General features: G+C 52.9%; 18 protein-coding genes. 15 read left to right on the forward strand and 3 right to left on the reverse strand.

Going from position 1 to position 17024, the window contains the following annotated elements; translation table 11 throughout:
• Position 1 precedes the first annotated feature (1 nt).
• Positions 2–637, forward strand: a complete 636-nt coding sequence (locus tag HY282_01055) for a TPM domain-containing protein (protein MBI3802337.1) — start codon at positions 2–4, stop codon at positions 635–637.
• 3 nt (positions 638–640) lie between these two features.
• On the opposite strand, the gene HY282_01060 is transcribed toward HY282_01055, so the two are convergent.
• Positions 641–3463 carry an Ig-like domain-containing protein gene (locus tag HY282_01060; protein ID MBI3802338.1) on the reverse strand — a complete coding sequence of 941 codons (2823 nt, stop codon included), beginning with the start codon at positions 3461–3463 and terminating at the stop codon, positions 641–643.
• A gap of 237 nt (positions 3464–3700) precedes the next feature.
• Positions 3701–4948, reverse strand: coding sequence for a hypothetical protein (locus tag HY282_01065; GenBank protein MBI3802339.1), 1248 nt, complete (start codon positions 4946–4948; stop codon positions 3701–3703).
• A 225-nt stretch (positions 4949–5173) separates the two neighbouring features.
• Here HY282_01065 and HY282_01070 point away from each other — a divergent pair, with 225 nt between their 5' ends.
• From HY282_01070 to HY282_01130, 13 genes are all read left to right on the forward strand, one after another.
• Positions 5174–5575: a response regulator gene (locus HY282_01070; GenBank protein MBI3802340.1), complete on the forward strand. Its 402-nt coding sequence runs from the start codon at positions 5174–5176 to the stop codon at positions 5573–5575.
• 107 nt (positions 5576–5682) lie between these two features.
• Positions 5683–5895, forward strand: a complete 213-nt coding sequence (gene thiS / locus HY282_01075; protein MBI3802341.1) for a sulfur carrier protein ThiS — start codon at positions 5683–5685, stop codon at positions 5893–5895.
• Complete coding sequence (locus HY282_01080; GenBank protein ID MBI3802342.1) at positions 5886–6665, forward strand: thiazole synthase; 780 nt, start codon at positions 5886–5888, stop codon at positions 6663–6665. Before thiS ends, HY282_01080 begins: the two co-directional genes overlap by 10 nt.
• A 64-nt stretch (positions 6666–6729) precedes the next feature.
• The gene (gene thiE, locus HY282_01085) at positions 6730–7368 is read left to right on the forward strand and encodes a thiamine phosphate synthase (GenBank protein ID MBI3802343.1); all 639 of its coding nucleotides are present in this window, start codon (positions 6730–6732) and stop codon (positions 7366–7368) included.
• Positions 7369–7565: 197 nt separating this feature from the next.
• Positions 7566–9332, forward strand: coding sequence for a proteasome ATPase (gene arc / locus HY282_01090; protein MBI3802344.1), 1767 nt, complete (start codon positions 7566–7568; stop codon positions 9330–9332).
• A gap of 35 nt (positions 9333–9367) precedes the next feature.
• A complete protein-coding gene (locus HY282_01095) occupies positions 9368–10843 on the forward strand; it encodes a proteasome accessory factor PafA2 (GenBank protein MBI3802345.1) in 1476 nt (491 codons plus the stop codon).
• A gap of 11 nt (positions 10844–10854) precedes the next feature.
• Positions 10855–11055 (forward strand): ubiquitin-like protein Pup, encoded by a 201-nt coding sequence (locus tag HY282_01100; protein MBI3802346.1) that lies wholly within the window; start codon positions 10855–10857, stop codon positions 11053–11055.
• A gap of 122 nt (positions 11056–11177) precedes the next feature.
• Positions 11178–11852, forward strand: a complete 675-nt coding sequence (gene prcB / locus HY282_01105; GenBank protein ID MBI3802347.1) for a proteasome subunit beta — start codon at positions 11178–11180, stop codon at positions 11850–11852.
• 3 nt (positions 11853–11855) lie between these two features.
• Positions 11856–12536 carry a proteasome subunit alpha gene (gene prcA, locus HY282_01110; GenBank protein MBI3802348.1) on the forward strand — a complete coding sequence of 227 codons (681 nt, stop codon included), beginning with the start codon at positions 11856–11858 and terminating at the stop codon, positions 12534–12536.
• A 6-nt stretch (positions 12537–12542) separates the two neighbouring features.
• Positions 12543–13913, forward strand: a complete 1371-nt coding sequence (gene pafA / locus HY282_01115) for a Pup--protein ligase (GenBank protein ID MBI3802349.1) — start codon at positions 12543–12545, stop codon at positions 13911–13913.
• Complete coding sequence (locus tag HY282_01120) at positions 13885–14778, forward strand: M23 family metallopeptidase (protein MBI3802350.1); 894 nt, start codon at positions 13885–13887, stop codon at positions 14776–14778. The genes pafA and HY282_01120 overlap by 29 nt, the downstream gene beginning before the upstream one ends.
• A gap of 32 nt (positions 14779–14810) precedes the next feature.
• Positions 14811–15371: a hypothetical protein gene (locus HY282_01125; protein ID MBI3802351.1), complete on the forward strand. Its 561-nt coding sequence runs from the start codon at positions 14811–14813 to the stop codon at positions 15369–15371.
• A 3-nt stretch (positions 15372–15374) separates the two neighbouring features.
• Entirely contained in the window at positions 15375–15704 is a 330-nt protein-coding gene (locus HY282_01130) for a PilZ domain-containing protein (protein ID MBI3802352.1), read from the forward strand.
• Positions 15705–15732: 28 nt separating this feature from the next.
• Here HY282_01130 and HY282_01135 read toward each other — a convergent pair whose 3' ends face one another.
• On the reverse strand, positions 15733–16410 hold the full coding sequence (locus HY282_01135; protein MBI3802353.1) for a SurA N-terminal domain-containing protein: 678 nt from the start codon (positions 16408–16410) through the stop codon (positions 15733–15735).
• Between the two features lie 130 nt (positions 16411–16540).
• Between HY282_01135 and HY282_01140 the strand changes: the two genes are divergently transcribed.
• On the forward strand, positions 16541–17023 hold the full coding sequence (locus tag HY282_01140) for an RDD family protein (GenBank protein ID MBI3802354.1): 483 nt from the start codon (positions 16541–16543) through the stop codon (positions 17021–17023).
• The last annotated feature ends 1 nt before the right edge of the window (position 17024 follow it).

Consider the following 17024-nt stretch of genomic DNA (forward strand, 5'->3'; position numbering starts at 1 on the left):
TATGAAAGAGGCTGAAGCGTTTTTTACGGCGGAGGAGAAGGAGCGGATTCGGCAGGCGGTGGTCCGTGCGGAGGCCCGCTCCTCCGGGGAGATCGTCCCGATGGTGGTCGATCAGAGCGGGCACTACATTCAATTCGCCCTGACCGGCGCCATCTTCTTTGCCTTTTTGGTCGCCGTGGTCTGGATGACGATCTGGCGTCCGGTCACCGCGCCGCAACTTCTGCTGATTGAGCTCTTCGCCTTTTGGGTCGCTTTCTTCCTCATCCAGCGGATCCGCCGGCTCTGGTCGTGGCTGGTGCCGGAGTCTTTGAAAGAGCGGGTCGTCCGTCGCCGGGCGCTGGAAGGTTTTTATGCCCACCGGCTTCACGAGACACGGGACCAGACCGGGGTGCTGATCCTTCTCTCCCTCATGGAGCATCGGGTTGAGCTGCTGGCCGATGCCGGGATTCATCAGCGGGTTTCGCCGGAGATCTGGGAGCGGCTCGTTCAACAGATCGCCTCCGGCGTGAAAGAAGGGCGGCCCGTCGAGGGGCTGGCGCAGGCGATTGACGCTTGCGGAGCACTCCTCGCCGAGCACTTTCCAAGACGGGCGGACGATATCAATGAACTTCCGAACGACCTCCAAATCGACCCGTAAATCTTAGCTGCCGCCGTTCGTGGTCAGAATCAAATCACCCGATCCGGCGATCCAACCCTGTTGATCGTCTACAAAGTAAACCCCGAAAAGATCATTGCGTGTCCCGCTGGGGAGCCGCTGCCAGCTTTTCCCGCCGTCGGTCGTTTTAAACAGCGTTCCGGTAAAGCCGACGAGCCATCCTTTCAATGGGTCGATGAAGAAGAGATTGGTCAGGGTCAAACTGGTCCCGGTCGTCGCTTTGGTCCAGGTTACGCCGTGATTTTCGGTTCGCATCAACCCCCCGCCGCGGCCCGCCGCCCAGCCGGAGTTCCCGATCATCTGGAAGGTGTGGAACCGTCCGGTATCGGGAAGGAGTTTGGCCGGATCGGTGATCCGATTCTCAACGCGTGAATCATGGACGATGGAAGTTCGGATGTCCCAAGTGAGGCCGTCATCGGTTGTATGCGCGATGATCGCCTCCGGATTGCATGGCTCGCAGCAGCCGCCGGCGACGAAGACGTCATTACTATCGGACGGATTGACCGAGAGGCCGAAGAGGTGTCCCCCCATCGTAGTAAGCACGGTACCGCTGGGTGTGGTGCAGGTACCATCTTTCGTCGTAAACTTCCAATTGTCCTTAAATTGGAGGAGCTGCCACGTGTTTCCGCCATCTTTGGTTTTGTAGACGGTCCGGAAACGTCCGACGGCCCAGCCGTTCTTGTCATCAATAAATTGAATTCCACGAAGATAGATGCCTGCTTTCGGGCACTCATAACAATCTTCGGCATACGCATCGACCGTTTGTTCCGTCCAGGTCGCCCCGCCGTCTTCCGTGTGGAGGATCAGGCTCGGCTGCCCAATCGCCCATCCTTTTAATGGCGTAAGGAAGAAGAGGGCATAGAGGTTGATAATGCTTGTGCGGATGCAATGTGCCGTCGCCGGATCTTCGGCCCAAGTGCCGTCGGGATTTTTGTTGCAGAGTCGGGCCGGATTTGAAAGATGGGTCCAGTGGATGTCTTTTTTCCAATCTTTGACCTGCTGTGTCCAGGTCGTCCCACCCGTGTCGGTTCGGAAAATCCGGCCATTGCTCCCGACCGTCCAGCCGGTCTTTGAATTAATAAAGAAAGGACCATAGAGCTCGGAGGTGGTGGTCTGGTTTTGAACCACCGCTTTTCCGTCCGATGAGGTGAAGGTGATGATGCCGTAATCGCCGACGCTCCAGGCGCCGCTCCCCTCCGAAGCGGCAACCGCTCTGAGGGAGAGGGCGGTTCCCGAGGCGGCGGCGGTCCAGTTTGCCCCATCAAACCGAAGAAGCGTTCCTTTCTCCCCGACGGCCCACCCTTTCAGATCGGCGGTGATGCGAAGGGCGGTGAGGTTCACGGTGGTGACGGAGATCGTCGCCCAATGTGCGCCGCCGTCGTTCGTCTCCAGCAGGGCGCCGGCATCCCCGACCGCCCAGCCTCGGTTTCTATCGAAAAAATCGATCTGTCGGATCGGTGAGGAAAAGGTAAAAATCGGGGTCCACGGGTCTCCGCCAGTGTCTGTTTTAAGGAGGACCTTTCCCGGACCGGTTGCCCATCCATGCTGGGTGTCGACGAAGTCGACCGTGGTCAGCTCTGAAGCCACCCCGCTCTGCTGCGGCTTCCATGTTTTTCCGCCATCATCGGTGGTCAGAATGGCCCCGCCGCCCCCCACGGCCCATCCTTTCGACACGTCGAGGAAGTGGATCGCTTTTAAAACACCCGGGAGGGTGGAGAGGGTTGTTCCTCCCCACGATTTTCCGCCGTCGACGGTCTTGATAATTACATTTGCAAAGGTGTTTGTCCCGGACGGCTCGCCGCCGACGGCAAAGCCGGTCTGCGCATCGACAAAAGCAATTCCATAGAGGGATTGAGAGGTGCCGCTTTCCTGGAGGGCCCAATTGCTCCCGGCATCGGAGGTGGTCACGATCAGTCCATGTTCTCCTACCGCCCAGGCATGATTAGAGACGGCATCGGCACCGAAGAGGTTTTGATTAAAGCGATTGCCCATCTCTTTTATCCAAGGAGAGGATGCTGGAAGCGGTGTAGCGCGGGTGACGAATTGACCTGAGTAAGCCTGGGTGAGCCGATTTTTGGCGAGGTCGGTGATTTCGTCCGTCACCCTGAGATGATAAAGACTATTAAGGCGGAGTTGGACGTTGGGTGAAAAGGTGACGATCATACATGAAGAATCGCATGTGATCGTGCCGGCCACCGGTGTCGAATCCCCATCTAACGTCAGCAAGATTTGATCGCTCAGACTGTCCGAGTTGATCCCTTCATCGAAGGTCAGAGTGATCAGTGCGTCCTGATTGACACCGGCCGCATTGTTTGCCGGAAGGACCGATTTAAGGGTCGGTGGCGTGGTGTCCCCCACAGGAGGCGGGGCCGATGTCGTTGTAAAGGTCCAAGAGATGGGGGTCGGAAGGGCATTCCCGGCAAGATCGGCGACCTGATCAATCGTGACCATATAGGGGGTATTAAATAGAAGCGGCGACTGAGGGGTCAGCGTAATTTCGCGGCAGGGCGTGTCGCAATGGACATCAATGGAGACGGCTGAGTCTTCGGAGAAGGTCAGCCGGACGTGATCGGCCAGGTTCGATGAATTAATCGGCTCATCAAAGGCGATTCGGACCGGCGCGTTCGGGGAGACTCCTTTTTCCGCCGGTGCCGGGGAGCGGGTCACAAGTTGAGGAGGGGTGGCGTCACTGCTTGGGGGGGGTGGATTGGGAGCAGGACTACTCTGCGATGATCCTCCGCTGCCGCAGCCAAGTAAAAGTAAGCCGATAAAAATGAGTGTGAAAAAATTGGTCCAATATGATCTCATTGATGCCCCCATCTTGCAAGTATTTGCATCTTTTATGCAAGAAGGTGAGCTCAATGTAAGAGAACCCACCCTCTTTATGATATTTAAAATTGACCGGCAGCGACTCTAACCCATCCGGGTGATACTAAAAAGCAAGAGTTATACCGAAGAATATTGCAATATTATTTAATAGGTCTTGGCAGAGAAAATAAAAGGCCCTCCCGAGCTGGGAAGGCCTTTTATTTAGAATGGCATTGCTTAACTACATGCTTTCGCGTCGTTGCACTTGGCAAAATCCTGTGCCGTTCCGTCCGGGTTTACGACATGGACTCCCCCGGTGCTGGTGAAAGTGACTGTTGCGGTTCCGGTCGCTCCGGTGACCGTCATCACCCCTCCGATTGGACAATCACCGTCTGAATTTATATCGATCGGCGTGGTTGTCGCAAGGGTGACCTCGCCGCCCAGACAAGGAGAGCTGAGCTTTCCATTGATGGTGACCGTGTCGGCCGTGATGATACCATCGGTATCCTCAGTAATCTGCTCATGGATGATAAGATTATTGAAGGTGACGGAAATGTCATTGGTATTATCAATCAAATCATCTTCAGCAATCGTTCCAGAAACGATTGTATTGGTGGTGTCCGTTGCATCGTTAAATAATGGAGAGGCCGAGTCGTTGCTGGCGAACGCCGCGATCAGTATCGTCTCATGAAGGTTGGAGACGGTTACGACCTCACTGTGATCATCTGCAGTGTCAGTCGGTGTGCCGTTGTCGTCCTTAGTCGTGAGGGTCATCGCTGTGATATCGACCGTTCCTGCGGTATTTCTTCCAAAGCTATCCGGTGTATTTAATGCGATCACCATCTGTCCATTAATCCCAAATTGGGAGGTTATCACTCCTGAGGCATCCTTTTGTGTAAAACTGAAGCCACTGCTACCGGTGCTGACGTCAGTGTTGCTGGGGTTAAACCCGGTTCGATCAACGGTAGGGTCACCGTGAAAATTGTTATCGGTTTCCTGCACCGTCATCGTTCCGTCAAAAGTGAAGGACCCTAAGACCGTATTATTCGGACCAGGAAAATTAACCACACAATTCGAGGCGGTGGTGGTTGTCGTTAATGTGGGTGGTACCCAGCTTTCAGACGTGCTGCCGGTGCCTCCCTGAGCGGCGTTCGAGCAGGTAAGATTCGTCGTTGCATGGAGAGATTTGGCCTTCATTAATCCCTTCCATGCCGCAGCTGTCCCACCCAACTTACGATTTAAGGAAGGTTTACTAATACTGGAGGGAAGAGCGCCGCCCGAAAGGCCGAAACTCGTAATGCTCAAGGCTGTATTCGTCACTGCAGTTCCTGTGGCGGCTGCTTTGGAGCCGGTGGTGGCTGTGGGCGTCCCACCGCCGGAGCTGCTCGATGAGCCGCCCCCCCCGCCGCAGCCGTGAATCAGGAGTGCCATTGAAAGAACGGTGATGAGTGCTGTGCCGAGCTTCTTCATTCTGGGACAGAACATAGTGCTCCTCCTTCAGATTGTAGACTCCGGTCATTAATAGGAACTTTAGGAAAAACGTCGCGAAGTATATCAGAACAAAATTGTGCGTACAAGGCGGAGTCACCTTGCAATATGAGGAGCGATTCCTTATAATTCGTGAGGGTGCCCAAACCGCAGGAAGTGGATCTTTTATCGTCTGCGTCTGTTCTAATGAAGCGCAGCCGAAAGATTTCAGGAGATTGTTTGATGATTAAGATTCGGATCTTAATTGCCGATGACCATTTTGATACGGTTCAAATCTCGAAAGTCATTTTAGAGAGTGAGCACTATCACGTCGATACCGTTTTCGACAGTGAGTCGGTCCTCACCAAAGTGCTCGAGGAGAAACCGTCTTTGATCCTGCTCGATATGATGCTCCCCAAGATGGGCGGCCTTGAGGTTTGCCGAAGACTGAAGCAAGGCCGTGCCACTTCTTCAATTCCGGTAATGATGGTTACGGCAAAATCCGACCCGGAAGCCCGTGCCGGCGCCGTTGCGGCGGGCGCGGATGCCTATCTGCTCAAACCCTTCGACCCTTCCACCCTGGTGGAGAGGGTAAATGAGATTCTTCATCGGCTCCCGTCCCTCCCGTTGACACACGACCGCTAGAGAAGATTGCACTCACGCGCAGCCGTCAAGTCAGATAAATCGTTGACAACTTTTTTCTTTCTATACTATACTGACAGGTACTTTAAAGCGGTCCTTGAGAGGCTTGAATGCAGGTGACCGTAAACGGCGTCCGGCAAGAGATTCCGGCGGAAACAAACATCTTAGAACTGCTTGCTCAGTTGAACGTCCAGCCCGAACGGGTTGCGGTTGAGATCAATCTTCAGGTAATACATCGCCAGCAATACAATCGCGTTCCCCTGAAAGAGGGGGATCAGATTGAGATTATCGGTTTCGTGGGGGGAGGAAGTTTATGCCGGTAGACCGCCCTTTGGTCGTAGGGAATATCGAATTCCGCTCCCGCTTGATTGTGGGAACCGGAAAATATAAGTCTTTTGAGGAGACCAAGAAGGCCATTGAGGCTTCCGGCGCGGACTGTGTGACCGTGGCGGTCCGTCGCGTCAATATCTTGGACCGCGCTCAAGAAAATCTGCTCGATTACCTCGACCCCAAGATTTATAAGATCCTTCCCAACACAGCGGGTTGTTATACGGCCGACGAGGCTGTCCGGACGGCACGGCTGGCCCGTGCGGCCGGGATCTCCGACATGGTAAAGTTGGAGGTCATCGGAGACCCCAAGACACTCTTCCCCGACAATGAAGGGCTCCTGGAAGCAACCCGGGTTCTGGTCAAAGAGGGGTTCACCGTTCTTCCCTATACAAATGATGACCCGATCATGGCCAGGAAGCTTCAAGATGCGGGCGCGGCGGTGGTGATGCCGTTGGCTGCCCCGATCGGATCGGGCTTGGGAATCCGGAACCCCTATAATATTAGGATCATCCTTGAAACGATCTCCGTTCCGATCATCGTCGACGCGGGGGTGGGAATCGCTTCCGATGCGGCGATTGCGATGGAGCTCGGCTGCGATGGTGTTCTGATGAACACCGCCATCGCCGGTGCGGAGAATCCAATTCAGATGGCTGAAGCGATGAATTACGCTGTTCGTGCCGGACGGCTTGCCTATCTGGCGGGGAGAATTCCGAAGAAGCTCTATGCTCAGGCGAGCAGTCCCGTCGAAGGGATGATCGAGTAGCGCATTTTTTTCTCCTCCTCTTGTTGTTGCGGCGTACCTGTTTCGTTTTGGCTTCAAAAGAGGTATGCCCTCAATCGATTTCAAAATCTATCTCATCGGTGATCGAACACAAACATCCGGACGTCCCCTGTCTCAAGTGATCCGGGAAGCGGGCCGGGCGGGAATTCGTGCGATTCAGTTTCGGGAGAAAGACCTCCCGCTGCGCGCTCAACTTCAACTTGCTTCGGAGATCCGCTCGGTCGCCAAACAACAGCGGATGCAGTTTTTTGTAAACGATCGCATCGACCTCTGCCTTGCGCTCGATGCGGAAGGGATTCATCTTCCCTCGTCGGGACTGCCGGTGGCGGTGGCGCGTGAGATGTTGGGGGGAAGCAAGCGGATCGGCGTCTCCTGTCACTCTCTGGAAGAGGTTCAGAGAGCCGAATTTGAAGGGGCCGATTTTGCCGTGTTGGGTCCGATCTATGAAACCCCTTCTAAACGTCCGTATGGTCCTCCGCTGGGAATCGACCTTTTTAGAAAGGTCCGACGTTCCACTGCGATTCCGCTCTTTGCAATCGGCGGCGTGGATCGATTAAGATTGAAAGAGCTCTTTGAGGCGGGAGCAGATGGCGTCGCGATGATCTCAGCGATTCTTTCTTCCTCCGATGTTTACCAAGCGTCTCAAGCGTTGATCGAGGAAATGGATCGACTTCATTGGATTTAGATGGACGCAGTGAGCGAAGCGTTCACCGGTGTGTCGATCTGGTTCGAAATTTTTTCTTATCGTGTCTGGTGGCAACAGTGAAATTGCCCCCGTTCTTGCTCTCGTAGTTGACCGTCATAGGAAGAGATGATAAAATTAGCTCCTGAGAGAAGAGGGAAATTTAACCTTCATGATCTCGGAGTTTGAGAGGAGCATTGATGGGTGATTCAAAGAAAAATCAGGGGAAGTCGAATCCATTCAAAAATACGATGAAAAGACTCTCCGAGCAGTTTGGTGCCAGCGATTCAGAGACGAAGGTCATCGAGTACGAACGAGAGATCGAGAAATTGCTCGTTCAAGTTGCATCGATGGAACAGGAGCTGAAAGAGTTACGCCAATCACGCACCCAACTGGAGCAGGCTTTCAAGCAGAATGAAAAGCTTGCAGCGGCCCTCGTAGAAGCGAAGAATCAAATCGAGGCGCTGAAAAAAGAGGTGGAGAAGTTAACGACCCCTCCCTCCAGTTATGCCATCTTCTCCGGGGCGAACGAGGATGGGACCGTCAATGTATTTGTTGCCGGCCGCAAGATGAAGGTGAACGTCCATCCGAATATTTCAACCCGGGATCTAAAGAGAGGCCAACAGGTCCTCCTCAACGAAGCGCTCAATGCGATCGAAGCATGTGAGTTCGACGTCCAGGGCGAAGTCGTCCGGATCAAAGATCTCCTCGATGAAAATCGCGCGATCGTGACCCTTCGCGCCGAAGAAGAACGGGTGGTCGAGCTTGCCGATCCGCTGCTGCGGGGAAGGCTGTCCGTGGGAGATCACCTCCTCTATGATGCGCGCTCCGGCTATGTTTTGGAAAAGCTTCCCAAGTCCGAAGTCGAGGAGGTCGTCCTCGAAGAGATTCCAGATGTAAACTATGATCATATCGGGGGACTTGAAGAGCAGATCGAATTGGTCCGGGACGCCGTGGAGCTTCCTTTCCTTCATCCCGAACTTTTTGCCGAGCATAAGCTCCTTCCGCCAAAAGGGATCCTTCTCTATGGACCGCCCGGATGCGGCAAGACCCTGATTGCCAAGGCGGTGGCCGCTTCCATCTCGAAGAAATTAGGAGACCGCTCTGGGAAGGAAATCCGGAGTTTCTTCCTTCATGTAAAGGGCCCGGAGCTCTTAAATAAATATGTGGGAGAGAGTGAGCGCCAGATCCGCGAGGTCTTTAAGAAAGCGAAGGAGCGCGCCGAGGCCGGGCATCCGGTTATCGTATTCTTTGATGAGATGGATGCCCTCTTTAGAACAAGGGGAAGCGGCATCTCATCCGATATGGAAGCGACGATTGTCCCGCAGTTCCTGTCGGAGATTGACGGGGTTGAGCGTCTTCGTAATGTCATCGTTATCGGCGCCAGCAATCGCCAAGACCTCCTCGATCCGGCCATTTTAAGAGCCGGTCGGCTCGACATTAGAATTAAAATCGAACGGCCCGATAAAAATGCGGCGGTTGCGATTTTTCATAAATATCTGACCGTAGATCTTCCGTTTCACCCTGAAGAGACGGCAAAGAATGCGGGTGATGTTAAAAAGGTGACGGAGCGTCTGATCCAAGAATCGGTCGAAGAGATGTATAGCGTCCGTGAAGAGAACAAATTCCTTGAGGCCACCTATGCCAATGGGGAGAAGGAGACATTCTACTTCAAAGACTTCGCCAGCGGTGCGATGATTGAAGGGGTCGTCTCCAGGGCGAAGAAGCATGCAATTAAACGGATGCTCGACACCGGGGTGAAAGGGCTTAAGCAAGAGGATCTCACCCGCGCGATCAGGGATGAATTTAAAGAGAACGAAGATCTTCCGAATACAACCAATCCGGATGATTGGGCGAAGATCGCCGGCCGGAAGAGCGAGAAGATTATTCATATCCGTACCATGGCCGGAAGGGCAGCCGCCGATTCCAAAAAGATCGAAACAGTGACCACAGGACACTACCTATGACCGGGTGAGCAGCAGCTATCGGAGGCCTCAGATCAATGAAGAGAATACTGGGTACTGAAACTGAGTTTGGAATCGCCTCCAAAAACTCTGAATCAATTGATCCTGTTTCGAACTCCATTTTCCTGGTCAACAGCTATCCCTATCTCCCCTCTTCTTCCGTGCTTTGGGACTACGAGAATGAAAACCCGCTTCTAGATGCGCGTGGTTTTGAAGCCGACGGGGAGAGAGAGCGGCCCGGTCCGGAATATAATCGCCTTCTTAACAAGCTCCTTCCAAATGGAGGCCGTCTCTATGTGGACGGAGCACACCCCGAGTATTCGACCCCAGAATGTACGAACGCCAGAGATCTGGTTGCCTTTGAAAAAGCGGGTGAGCGAATTTTAGAAGCCTGTCTTGAAATGGCAAGCCGGTTGAAGCCGGGCGAGAGTCGCTTCTCCATCTATAAGAATAACACCGACAGCAAGGGGAATAGCTACGGCTACCACGAAAATTATCTGGTCTCGCGGGAGCTCCCCTTTGAGAAAATTGTCGCGCAACTCACCCCTTTTTTCGTAACCCGCCAGGTCTTTGCCGGCGCCGGGAAGGTCGGCTCCGAAAACAAGACCGAAGCGGCGTCCTATCAAATCTCCCAGCGGGCCGATTTTTTCGAGGTGTGGGTTGACTTAAATACGATGGTCAAGCGGCCGATCATCAATACGCGCGACGAACCGCATGCGGATAGCAGCAAGTACCGTCGGCTCCATGTGATCGTCGGCGATGCCAATATGTCGGAGTTTACGACCTATCTTAAGGTCGGCACAACCTCTCTTGTTCTGGCGATGGTAGAAGAAGGACGAGAGGTCGAAGGGGTTGAGCTGGAGAATCCGGTCCGCGCAATCAAAGAGATTTCGCGTGATCTGACGCTGAAGAAAAAGATAAAGCTTTTGAAAGGAGCGGAGTGGAGCGCCATTGAGATTCAGCGCGCCTATCTCGAGCAGGCTGAGATCCACTATGCGAAGAGCGACGATTCGGTGACCCGAGATCTCCTTGAGAAGTGGCGGATGGTGCTGGATAAGCTGCAGGAGGACCCGATGCAGCTCTCCCGGCATATTGACTGGGTCATTAAAAAAGAACTTATTGAATCGTATATCCAACGCAAGGGATGTGATTGGAGAGATCCCCGTGTTTCAATGATGGACCTTCAATATCACGATGTAACCCAGGCGAAGGGACTTTATTATGCGCTCGAACGCGGAAACTATGTAGAGCGTCTGATCACGAATGAGATTATCGCGGAAGCCCAGAATACGCCCCCGACCGATACGCGGGCCTTTTTCCGTGGGACCTGTCTTAAGAAGTTTCCGAAAGAGGTTTATGCCGCCAGCTGGAGCTCGATCTTATTTGATATCGGAAACAGCACGGTTAAGAAGGTTCCTCTGTTAGATCCGCTGAAGGGGAGTCAAGCCTTGGTCGGGCCTCTTTTAGAGGGAGCAAGGACCGCAGAGGAGCTGCTCGCCATTATTGCAACGTAAGGGGGTTTCCAATGGCAAAACAGGAAAAAAAGAAAGAGAAGAAAAAAGAGTCGGATAAGAAAGAGGAAGCGGTTACTGCAAATCCGGAAGTAGTCGATAAGGGTAAAAAAATTAAGGAAGATCTTGACAAGCTCATGGATGAGATCGATGACGTTCTTGAAGAAAACGCAGAGGAATTCGTTAAAAATTATGTGCAAAAGGGAGGAGAATAGTGTCGGAGTTCCGATTTCACGATCCGGGTCCCAGCTTCTATCAGCTATTGACGTCACAGCACCCTCAACTTTTGTCTTCGCTCCCAGGCCTTCTTCCATCTGAAAAAAAAGATTTATCGCAGATGCTCCCACACGGTACAACCGTTTTAGCCCTACGCTACCGGGATGGGGTCGTCATTGCGGGCGATCGAATGGCCACGGAAGGTTATTCCGTCTCGGAGCGCCGGATTGAAAAGGTGCACAATTCCGATAAGTACTCCGCCATTGCCATTGCCGGCGCCGCCGGTCCTGCCTTGGAACTGACGCGTCTTTTTCGGATTGAATTAGAGCATTATGAAAAATTGGAAGGGGCGGAGCTGTCACTGGAAGGAAAGGCGAATAAGCTGTCGCAAATGATCAAGGGTAATCTTCCGATGGCGATGCAGGGGTTGGTAGTGATTCCGATTTTTGCAGGGTATGACATTCGTCGCAACGTCGGCCGGATATTTAAATATGATATCGCCGGCGGCCAATATGAAGAGATCGAATATTATGCAATCGGCTCCGGCGGAAGAGATGCGCGTGGAACCTTAAAAAAGATTTATAGCAAAGACGCCGACCAAGACGGCGCCATCCGTGCCGCGTTGGAAGCATTGTACGATGCGTCCGAAGCCGATATCGCAACGGGGGGGCCTGATCTGATTCGAGGCATTTTCCCGACCGTAAAGGCGATCAGCGCGCAAGGTATCAGCGATATCTCGGATGCGGAGATCAAGCAGCTGCTCCAGGAGATGATTCAACGACAAGGGGGAGGATAGCCGGTGGCAATGCCATACTATGTTTCACCTGAACAGGTGATGCAGGACAAAGCGGAGTATGCCAGAAAGGGCATTTCCAGAGGAAGATCGATTGTTGCGATGGAGTACGATCAAGGTATTTTGCTGGTCGCCGATAACCCAAGCTCCCTGAGCAAGATTTCCGAGATTTACGATAAAATCGCCTTCGCCGGGGCGGGCAAATATAGCGAGTTTGAAAATCTCCGGAAAGCGGGCATCCGCCATGCCGACATGAAAGGATATCTCTATAGCCGCGAGGATGTCACTGCGAAATCGCTGGCCAATTCCTACTCTCAATCGCTCGGTACGATTTTCAGCCAAGAGATGAAGCCGCTGGAGGTAGAGATTCTGGTGGTAGAGGTCGGGAGGGAGAGCGCGGGAAATGAGATGTATCGGATCTCGTTTGACGGAAGTATCTTCGATGAAAAAGGATTCACCGCGATTGGGGGGAAATCGGAGGCCCTGATCCTTCATTTGAAGAATCAATACCGTCGCGCTTCTTTAAAGGACGCGCTGCAACTTTCCGTCGAGGCGATTGAATCGGCCTACAATCAGACGACGAGCCCCGCGGGCTTAGAGGTCGCGACGTTGGATCGCGGGCGTCCCGGCCGGATGTTCCGGCGGCTTGGAGCAAAAGAATTGACGGAGCTGCTACAGAAAGAATAAGGACGAATGAAAAACCGAATTTTTGGTCTTGAAAACGAGTATGGATTGATCTTCTCCCCGAATGGAAAGGTCTATCTTCCGATGGAGAAGATCTTGGGCTATATTTTTGAAGGGTTGATCCCCAACAGCTGGCCGTCCAACGCCTTCTTGGTGAACGGGGCCCGTTTCTATCAAGACACCGGTTGTCATCCGGAGTATTCCACTCCGGAATGTGATAATATTTTTGACTTGGTGGTGCACGACAAAGCCGGAGAGCGGCTCCTGGAGTCGTGTCTTCCCATCGCGGAAAAGCGACTGAAGGAGGAGGGACTCTCCGGGGAGATTTACATCTTTAAAAATAACACCGACTCAATGGGAAACACCTATGGCTGCCATGAGAATTACCTCATGCGGCGCGATCTTGATTTTTGGAAGGTCACAGAACAGCTGATTCCCTTCTTCGTGACCCGGCAGATCTACAGCGGCTCCGGTAAGGTCCTGAAGGTCTCCGGAAAAAGCCACTACTTCATCTCGCAGCGGGCGCAACATATTCATGAGAAGACCTCGTCGTCGACGACCTCCTCCAGGAGCATCATCAACACGCGGGATGAGCCGCATGCCGATGCCGAAAAATACCGCCGCCTCCATATCATCGTCGGCGACTCCAATATGTCGGAGTATGCAACCTATCTCAAGGTCGGAACGACGGCGCTGGTCCTCTCGATGATTGAAGAGGGCTTCAACGTCGTCGGATTGGAGCTGGAAGATCCGGTGAAGGCGATGCGGGAGATCTCGCGCGATCTGACCCTAAAAAAGCGGGTTCGCTTGGAAGGGGGAAAAGAGATGACTGCGATCGAGATCCAGCGGATCTACCTGGAGAAGGCGAAAGAGTATGTCGCTTCGGAAGATGAAGATGAGGTCAGCTACGATATTTTGGAGCGATGGGAGTATGTGCTCAACGAGCTTGAAGAAGATCCGAGCCGCCTTTCGCGCGAGCTCGACTGGGTCATCAAGAGAGAGCTGATCAGCTCTTACATGGATCGGAAGGGGTGCGGCTGGGATGACCCGCGGGTGGCGATGATGGACCTTCAATATCATGATGTTAATCAAAGCCGCGGGCTTTATTCACTCTTGTGCCGCCAAGATATGGTGGAGCGGATTGCGACCGAGGAAGATATTCAACGTGCTGTCCAAAATCCGCCGCAGACGACCCGCGCAAAAGTCCGGGGCGATTTTATCCGGTTTGCCAAAGAAAAGAACCGCTCCTACACCGTCGATTGGACTTACCTGAAATTGAATGGATACTGGGAAGAGACGATCCTCTGCATGGATCCATTCTGCTCCGCCAACCAGCGTGTAAAGGAACTCATTGCCGCCGCATCGCCTCCCAGCAAATAGTCCGATCGGGACGTTTATCCTCCGCCTCTTAGTTATTATTTCCCTCTGTTCCACCCCGCTCACGGTAGTATCCCAAGCCGATGAGGCGACCCCGATTCAGGTCAAGCAGGGGGACATCGCCTATCTAACGCTTAAACTGGAACCGGAAGTCCAATCGGTCAGGGGGAAATTCTTAAACGAGTCAATTCCCTTTTTTAAAAAGGGAGAAGGTGAATTCGCCGCCATCATCGGGATTGACCTCGCCCAAGCGGTCGGTCCGCAACCCCTCTCAGTGACCTGGAAAAAAGGGGGATCGATCGGAACCGAAAAGTATCTCCTCCATATTGTCCCCGCCTCCTTCGGGACGGAGAAGCTGACCCTTCCGAAGAAAATGGTCGATCTCGATCCGCCAACGCTGGCAAGGGTGGAGCGGGAGAAGCAACAGATGCTGACCCTCTTCGATACGAGCGCCGGGCAGCGGTTGTGGGAGGGGGATTTCGTTGTGCCGACCGAGGGAAAAATTCGGGGGAGCTTCGGCCAAAGCCGGATCATGAATGGGCAGCCGCGGAATCCCCATACCGGCGAAGATATCAGCGCCCCGCTCGGCGCCCCGGTATTGGCATCAAACGGAGGGAAGGTCATCATGGTCGGCGACTACTATTTCAATGGAAATTCGATTGTCATCGATCACGGCCTCGGCCTTTTTAGCATGTACTTTCACCTTTCCAAGATTGCCGTGAAGGAAGGGGATCAGGTCGTCAAAGGCCAGACGATCGGCTCCGTCGGCCAGTCCGGTCGGGCGACCGGCCCGCATCTGCATTGGGGGATGCGGCTCAACGGCGCTCGGGTCAATCCGTTCTCTTTGGTAGAGAAGAAGCTCGGCTGAATCGGAAGATTCTCCGCCTTGCAGGAGTGAAGATGCGCGAAAGTGGCATTCCTGAAAATCATCCTCTCCGTCTTTATTTTCTCATTTTGACGGAAAAGAATTTTCATCAAAAATTAAATTGGGCCGATCCTTTCGTCAGCGAGTATATCTCGAACCTGCTTCTCTATTTCACCCGGACCGACGCGCTTTATGCCATCCGAAACAGCCAAGAAAGCCGGGTCGATACAGTTGCGGAAATGTTGATGGAAGGAGATCTGATGCTTCATGCCAAGACGATCGAGCGGGAGTGGGAGGTCCACCGCCACATCGGCGATTATACCCTGTTCATGAGCGGTCTTTTCCCGGAGTATTTAAAGCGGATTCAAATGGATCAGAGCATCGTCCACCCTGATTTCTTGCTCGATTACGTTCGGATCGGAAAGCGGTCGTATCGGCGGGCGGCCGAATTCGACTATGGCCGCTTTAAAAAGTGGACCCTGCTCTACAAAAAGCTCGCTGAAAACTTTGAAATGTGCATCGCCGGTTTGGGATTGATTAAAGAGGAGTTGGAACGGACGCGAGAATGGCAGTTCAAAAAGCAAATTCTAAGCTGATCCATGGAAAAAAGACAAAAGCAGCGTACGCTGAAGAGATTGTTCGTCCGGTTCGGCAACGAAAAACCGGAGCATATCGGATTTACGCATGACCTCTCCGCAACCGGCATCTTCTTAAAGACCAACACCGTTTTTCCTCCCAATACCCGTCTTCAAATAGAGTTGACCCTGCCGGACGAAACGGTCCTCTGCTGCCGCGGCATTGTCATGTGGGCAAAGCGCATTCCCCCTGCCTTAAATCGGATGGTCCAAAAACATGGAATGGGGGTCCGCCTTCTTGAAATTCCGGAGGCTTATAAAGCGCTGATCGATCGGCTCAATATTAAGTTGTAAGCGTGTTGAAGCTGAGCCCGCGGGAAAATTAGAGGAGTTCTTCTTTTACGTTGATTGAGGCTTTTTGCCTCAAGGCGAGAGTGTAGCCGTTCAGCGCGCGTTGCTTCTTTTGGAAGAGAAGATCCGAGGCGGCACGGTCGGGATCGGGGTTCGCGGGGTTGCTCTTTTTCGCTTCTTCCTCTTCGGTCGGGGTTAAAGCGACCGACTCTTTCACCAATGTCTTTGCTTTGTCGATCAGGAGCTCTTCCCGGTGTTGCCGTTCGAACCCTTCGGGGCTATAATGCTCGAGGGCGAGGACGCGGCGATAGAGGTCGGAATCAAATTTCCCCTCTTTTTGAAATCCGGGAAGCTGCGTAATCGATCGTTTCAGCTCTTCATCGCTGACCGCCAACTTCATCTGTTGAGCCTCGCGAAGCCAGAGCTTCCGATCGACCAGCTCATCGATGACCCGTTTTCGGAGGTCTTTGTCATCATATTTGTCCTGAAAGATTTCCCGGTAAAAATTGGACGCATTCTGATAGGCGCGATGATATTCTTCAAGGTGAATCGGCGTGCGATCGACCTGGGCGATGGTGTTCTCGTTTTCATGACCTCCGCCGAATCCAACCCAGCCCATCGTCACAGTGAACGCAACCGCCAGTCCCCCCATAATGATCCGGAAGAACCAAGGATTTTCAATGGCCCCTTTTCGAATGACTTTCAGCATTTCTCCTCCTGTTTGCGGGGGTCAGCATAACACCAGATCTTCAAAAAAGCAACCTGATCCGCTTGATCACAATCACGACAATTTTCTTGAAACAATTTTTTTTTAAGTTATAATCATCTATTTATGGCGAATGATGGCTGAACGAAAGGTCCTTGGGTTGACGGAGCAGGACGAGGAGGTCGCCGGTCCTTGGGTTTATCCCAAAGCAAGCGTGCTTCATCGGGTGATCGCTAAATTTCTCGACTTTTTGATCATCGCCGCCATTTATGAAATTCCGCTTCGAGTCTCCTTCTTGGGCGGACTTTTCTACCTTTTAATCGCAGACGGTTTTGCCGAGGGGAGGAGCGTCGGAAAGCAGCTGATCGGTCTTCAAGCGATCACACCGACCACTCGGAAGAAGGCCTCCTTCAAAGAATCGATCATCCGCAATTTCCCACTGGCGATCGCCTATTTGATTTTTTACCTTCCTTATATCGGTTGGCTCTTTTCATCGATGATCGTCGGATTCGAATTGCTCTTAATGATTGGGAATCCCAAAGGGTTGCGTGTCGGAGATGAATTGGCCAAAACGCAGGTGCTCGACTATACTGTATTCGAATCCTTAGAAAAATAGT

This window comes from Candidatus Manganitrophaceae bacterium (assembly GCA_016200325.1).
In the GTDB taxonomy this organism is placed as follows: Bacteria; Nitrospirota; Nitrospiria; order SBBL01; family Manganitrophaceae; genus Manganitrophus.